The following is a 360-nucleotide window of genomic DNA, read 5'->3' on the forward strand; positions in this document are numbered from 1 at the left end:
GTCTTCAGACACGCTGAACGCGTTGGAAGGCGGAACTCGGTGGTGATAGTGCAGCGTAACCCGGCCTTCCTGAGGAAACACGACGGGCATCAAGTAGAAGGTAACGATGCCAGTTACCTCATGCTCGGGGCGCACGACCTCGACAGCCACGGGGGTATCATCCAGGTACAGGGTGAGTTCATCGCCTTGCAGCATGTTGGCTTGCAGCACCACTTGCACGGCCACAGGCGTCCTGGGGTTGTGCAGGTCACTTTTGTTCAGGCCGTTATGCACGAGCAGCGATGGGACCTGGGGGGCAGGCAGGGTGGGTGTGCCGGGATGATAGGGCGCAGCACCGAAGACGCTGATGGCGGGAGACTG

1 protein-coding gene is annotated in these 360 nt (G+C 60.8%); it reads right to left on the reverse strand.

Translation table 11 applies throughout. The features are described from left to right. Positions 1–360, reverse strand: a 360-nt coding sequence (locus tag QMX89_RS22705) for a hypothetical protein (protein WP_282349956.1), incomplete at both ends; no start/stop codon positions are given.

The sequence above is a fragment of the Pseudomonas sp. PS01301 genome, assembly GCF_029960215.1.
Lineage (GTDB): Bacteria > Pseudomonadota > Gammaproteobacteria > Pseudomonadales > Pseudomonadaceae > Aquipseudomonas > Aquipseudomonas coleopterorum.